The sequence below is a fragment of the Pontibacterium sp. genome (genome assembly GCF_041587635.1).
Lineage (GTDB): Bacteria > Pseudomonadota > Gammaproteobacteria > Pseudomonadales > Balneatricaceae > Pontibacterium.
In genome coordinates this window covers 1-4,666 of record NZ_JBFGYC010000325.1, presented here as the reverse complement: position 1 = coordinate 4,666, position 4,666 = coordinate 1, and the positions used below count along the sequence as shown (strand labels likewise).

Here is a 4,666-nt window from a genome sequence, read left to right as displayed (position 1 = left end):
TCTACTGTGCACTTCTGCCCGCTGTAATATAACGGACTTTATCATGCTTGATTTCCAGACTCAGGAGTAAGTTATAGATTTAAATACAGAAAAGTAAAATTCTATATATCATTCTGGCTGAATTCGGAGAATAGATCAGAGAAAACGGGGTTCAGGGGGATTACCCAGGTTCCGTAACGTTGGATGTCTATCTGGATATCCGTTATGTTCAGGGAACGTGTCGTAATGAGTAATTACCAATGACTATCTATTCGGTATTTACCCAGTTGAATCAGGCTTATCTGCTGGTTGATCTGTCTGACTGGTCAATCCCGGTGGTTAATGCTCGCGCAGCCACCATGTTAAGGCAGACCGAAAAGGAACTGGAGTCGAGCGATCTATGGCAGTCCCGTCTAAAGCCTTTGCTACAGGCACGAACATCTGAATCTGATCTTGTTTTTCATATTGATAGTGCGATTTATCAGGCACGATGTTCCGAAATATCCGCAGAAGAACATCGTTTTCTTGCCATCAATCTTATCCCCTTCTTATCGTCTACCAGCCATCAGCGAGATGTATTTGCGTTGCTCGACAATCTGGGCGCATACGTTTACTGCAAAGATGTGAATTACAACTATACCTATGCAAACCGTCAGGTCTGTGACCTGTTTGGTTATCCACTGGAAGAGATTATCGGGGAGAGCGATGCCCGCTTCTTCGGAGCAGAAACCGCAAAATCGCTGGTGGAAGGCAGTGATCGTTATGTGATTGAAGACGGCGACATCATCGAAAAAGAGGAGATCAACTATGTGCCTGGATTGGATGAATACCGGCACTACCTGACAGTCAAGAAGCCGCTGCATAACGAGCATGGTGAGATTATTGGTCTGTTTGGAATATCAACCGATGTCACCGCGCTGAAGGTGGCTGAACGTCGATTACGTGATAGTGAAACCAAGCTAAGCACCATTCTCGATAACGTGGGAGCGTACGTATACATCAAGGATTCTGAACGTCGTTTCCGTTATATCAACAAGAAAACGGAAGAACTCTTTGGACTGTCCAGCGAAAAAATTCTGGGCATGAATAACTATGAATTACTGGGCGACATTCAGGGTGAAGAGTTTGATCATACCGACCGGCAAGTATTTGAGACGGGCAGGCGTATGGCGTGTATTGAGACCTTTAACGCCGGAGATGAAACCTATTACTACTGGTCAGTGAAAATCCCGCTGGAAAATGATGACGGTGAGGTTGATCGATATATCGGTATGTCGATGGATATTACCGAACAGAAAAAACTTGAATACCAAGTGCGTGAAGCCAACCGAACGTTGAAAGAGAAGATTCGCGAAATCAGCCAGCTGCGTGATGAACTGCATGATCAGGCAATTCGTGATGCGCTGACCGGATTGTATAACCGGCGCTTTATGGAAGATAAGGTTGAGCAGACCTTTGGTGACCGACGTGTAGGCGCCTGCACCCTGATGATGATCGATGTCGATCACTTCAAAAAGGTCAATGATGAGCTGGGTCACAAGAAGGGTGATCAAGTATTGCAGCTGTTGGCGACGCTGATGCAGGATGAATGCAGAGCTGAGGATATGGTCTGTCGCTACGGTGGGGAGGAGTTCTTGATTCTGTTGCCCGCCACGGATATTCATGTCTCCTTTCGTAAGGCTGAGTGGATTCGTAAACGGTATGAAGTATTGGTCGCTGAGACCTATTCTGAGGCGGCGGGTAGTACGATTTCCATTGGCTTAGCCTCTTCTCCGGACCATGGATCCGATTTTGCTAATGTATATCAGTGCGCTGATAAGGCACTTTATCGAGCGAAAAGTATGGGAAGAAATTGTTCGGTGATGGCTTATATCTGAATGGGTGTTACGTCGATACAGACAATGTCGGTTTGATATTGAAGGCTGATGCATCCGGAATACATAAAAAGTGTCCGGAATGATCTGCGTATCATGCTAATATTTACTAACAGCTTAGATAAGCTGTTGGTTCATAAGATTAGGAAGTAAAAGGATTTTTTGTGGTATGAGCCTGTTCCACCTCGCGCAATTGAACATTGCGACCCCGCTTTATGAATTGACAGACCCACGGATGGTGGAGTTTGTCGATAACCTTGATCGGATCAACACACTGGCAGAACAACACCCCGGGTTTATCTGGCGTCTGGTCGGTGATGATAATAATGCCACCAGTTGCGTGATTGCCGATCGACCGGGCGTATTACCAAATCTTTCCGTTTGGCAGGATATGGATGCTTTCAAAGACTATGTCTACAAATCAGATCACGTTAGCTTTCTGAAACGTCGGGACCAGTGGTTTCAACGTAGTGAGGGCCCGCTGATGGTGATGTGGTGGGTTCCTGCCGGGCACAGGCCAACCATTGAAGAAGCGGTTAAACGACTGGATTATCTCGCTGCGCACGGACCTTCTGAACAGGGTTTCCTACCGCATAAATCGTTTCCTGAACCGACCCTTGCTGATACAGCATTGCTCGATCCATAAGTATCATAAAGGGCTGTAATATGACCACCCAAATTCGTCATCTGGAAACGACAGCAACCTGGATATTTCGTACCCTGCTGGCGGGTCTGCTGTTACTGGCCGCAATTGCGATCGCAGAACCGGGTAACGCAGCATTGCCCTCTATTCAAAAAGTGTTTGATCAGCATAGTGCGATCATGTTGTTGATTGATCCGGCTTCCGGAGAAATCATCGATGCCAACCCTGCCGCCAGCCGTTTTTATGGTTACTCTCAGCCGCAGCTGCAAACCATGAAGATCCAACAGATCAATACACTCACCAAAGAAGAGGTCGCAGCGGAACGAGCGCGTGCCTCCGAGCAGCATCGTAATTTTTTTATCTTTCGGCATCGCCTGGCTAATGGCGAAGTACGTACCGTTGAAGTTTCATCGGTGCCCTTTGTATTTGATGATAAGTCGCTGCTGTTTTCGATTGTGAATGATGTTTCAGAGCTGCGGGAAACGCAGGCGACGCTCTGGCACTATCAATCTCAGCTGGAAGAGATGGTGGACCGACAGACAGAAGCACTACGAGAAGGTGATGAACGTCTGATTACACTGTTGCTGGCCGGTTCGTTGGCATTACTTTTTGCCGTATTGTTTTTGCTGCGGATGCTCATCAAACGCAAGCAGGCTGAGGCAGCACTCGCTTTAGAGCAAAAACGACTGGAAGAGATTATTCGTGGCACCAATGTAGGTACCTGGGAATGGCGGGTGGAGAGCGGTGATATCGCCCTCAATGAGCGTTGGGCGAATGTGGTTGGCTATGAACTGCATGAATTAAAACCGCTCACGATCCAAACACGCTTAGACCTGATCCACCCGGATGACCGGATCAAGTCGGATATGTTGATCGGCCAACTGTTCCGGCATGAACTGCATCACTACGAGTGCGAAGTGCGCTTGAAACATAGAGAAGGGCACTGGGTTTGGGTGATGGAGCGGGGCAATGTTGTGGAGTGGTCCGACAGTGGAAAACCGTTACGGATGTCCGGCACCCATCAGGATATCAGTCGTCGTAAAGCCGCCGATGCACAAGTACAGTATCAGGCGAAATACGATGCTCTGACCGGGCTACCCAACCGCTTACTGTTTCTGGAACGTTGTGAAGCGGCGATCTCGGCGACGAGTCGTACCAATGACCACGTCGCACTGTTGTTTATTGATTTGAACAAGTTCAAGCCGATCAACGATACCCTTGGCCATGAAGCGGGTGATCAGGTCTTACAGGAGATTGCTGCCCGTCTGGGTAAAGTGGTCCGTGAAGGTGATACTGTGGCACGTTTTGGCGGTGATGAGTTTGTTATTTTGCTGACAGGGTTACATTCCCCGGAACCAATTGACCGTATTGCCCATCAGATTATTGAGCACGTGGCCGAACCTTGTCCGCTCAGTGATGGGGGGACTGTCTCCGTAAGTGCCAGCGTAGGGGTGGCGTTATATCCCGATGACGGCCCTTCGATTGATGCGTTGCTGCGCAATGCTGACTTTGCTATGTACGCGGCTAAGCGCGGTGATCAGGGGTTCGTGGTTTATGCATCGGAGGTGTCTGAATACGCCTGTCAGCTGCAATAAGCGGTTTAGCCTTGTTGCGCGCTTCGTTATGATCAACGTTGAACACACCACAAGGCAGGATATTCACGCGTGAACAGCCCAACAGATATGCAGATCTTACTCATCGAAGATGATGTGAAGCTGACGGAATTGCTGGATCTTTATCTGAGCCGCAATGGTTACAATGTGGCGGTAGGGCACAACGGTGCGGATGCTCAACGGTTGCTGGAACAGATGAATCCCGACCTGTTGATTCTAGACCTGATGCTACCGGGTATGGATGGGCTGAGCATATGTCGGGCGGTGCGTGCGACCTATCAAGGAAAAATTCTCATCCTCACGGCTAGTGATGACGATATGGATCAGGTGGCCGCTCTTGAAATGGGGGCTGATGACTATGTCTGTAAACCGTTGCACCCACGTGTGCTACTTGCACGGATTCGTATGTTGTTGCGTCGTTCTGAGGAAGAACCGGTCAACGAGGAGCCGCAGGTAGTTATCGAAGGAAATTCTGCTGCGCAGTCCCTGACATTTGGCCAACTGATGATGATTGGCACAACCAAGCGCTGCACATTGGCGGGTGAAGCGATCAACCT

General features: G+C 48.7%; 4 protein-coding genes. All 4 read left to right on the top strand.

Annotated elements, in window-relative coordinates:
• Window positions 1-239: 239 nt before the first annotated feature.
• Window positions 240-1,856, top strand: a complete 1,617-nt coding sequence (locus ABYW01_RS14640; protein WP_372833983.1) for a diguanylate cyclase — start codon at window positions 240-242, stop codon at window positions 1,854-1,856.
• 166 nt (window positions 1,857-2,022) lie between these two features.
• Window positions 2,023-2,499, top strand: coding sequence for a DUF3291 domain-containing protein (locus tag ABYW01_RS14635; protein ID WP_372833981.1), 477 nt, complete (start codon window positions 2,023-2,025; stop codon window positions 2,497-2,499).
• A gap of 20 nt (window positions 2,500-2,519) precedes the next feature.
• Window positions 2,520-4,091: a diguanylate cyclase domain-containing protein gene (locus tag ABYW01_RS14630; protein ID WP_372833979.1), complete on the top strand. Its 1,572-nt coding sequence runs from the start codon at window positions 2,520-2,522 to the stop codon at window positions 4,089-4,091.
• A 69-nt stretch (window positions 4,092-4,160) separates the two neighbouring features.
• Window positions 4,161-4,666 (top strand): response regulator transcription factor (locus tag ABYW01_RS14625; RefSeq protein ID WP_372833976.1); only part of this gene is annotated, 506 nt, incomplete at its 3' end.

Excerpts from the sequence above, each read along its gene's own strand:
- ABYW01_RS14640 (WP_372833983.1), top strand. The coding sequence starts at position 240 with ATGACTATCTATTCGGTATTTACCCAGTTGAATCAGGCTTATCTGCTG.
- ABYW01_RS14635 (WP_372833981.1), top strand. The coding sequence starts at position 2,023 with ATGAGCCTGTTCCACCTCGCGCAATTGAACATTGCGACCCCGCTTTAT.
- ABYW01_RS14630 (WP_372833979.1), top strand. The coding sequence starts at position 2,520 with ATGACCACCCAAATTCGTCATCTGGAAACGACAGCAACCTGGATATTT.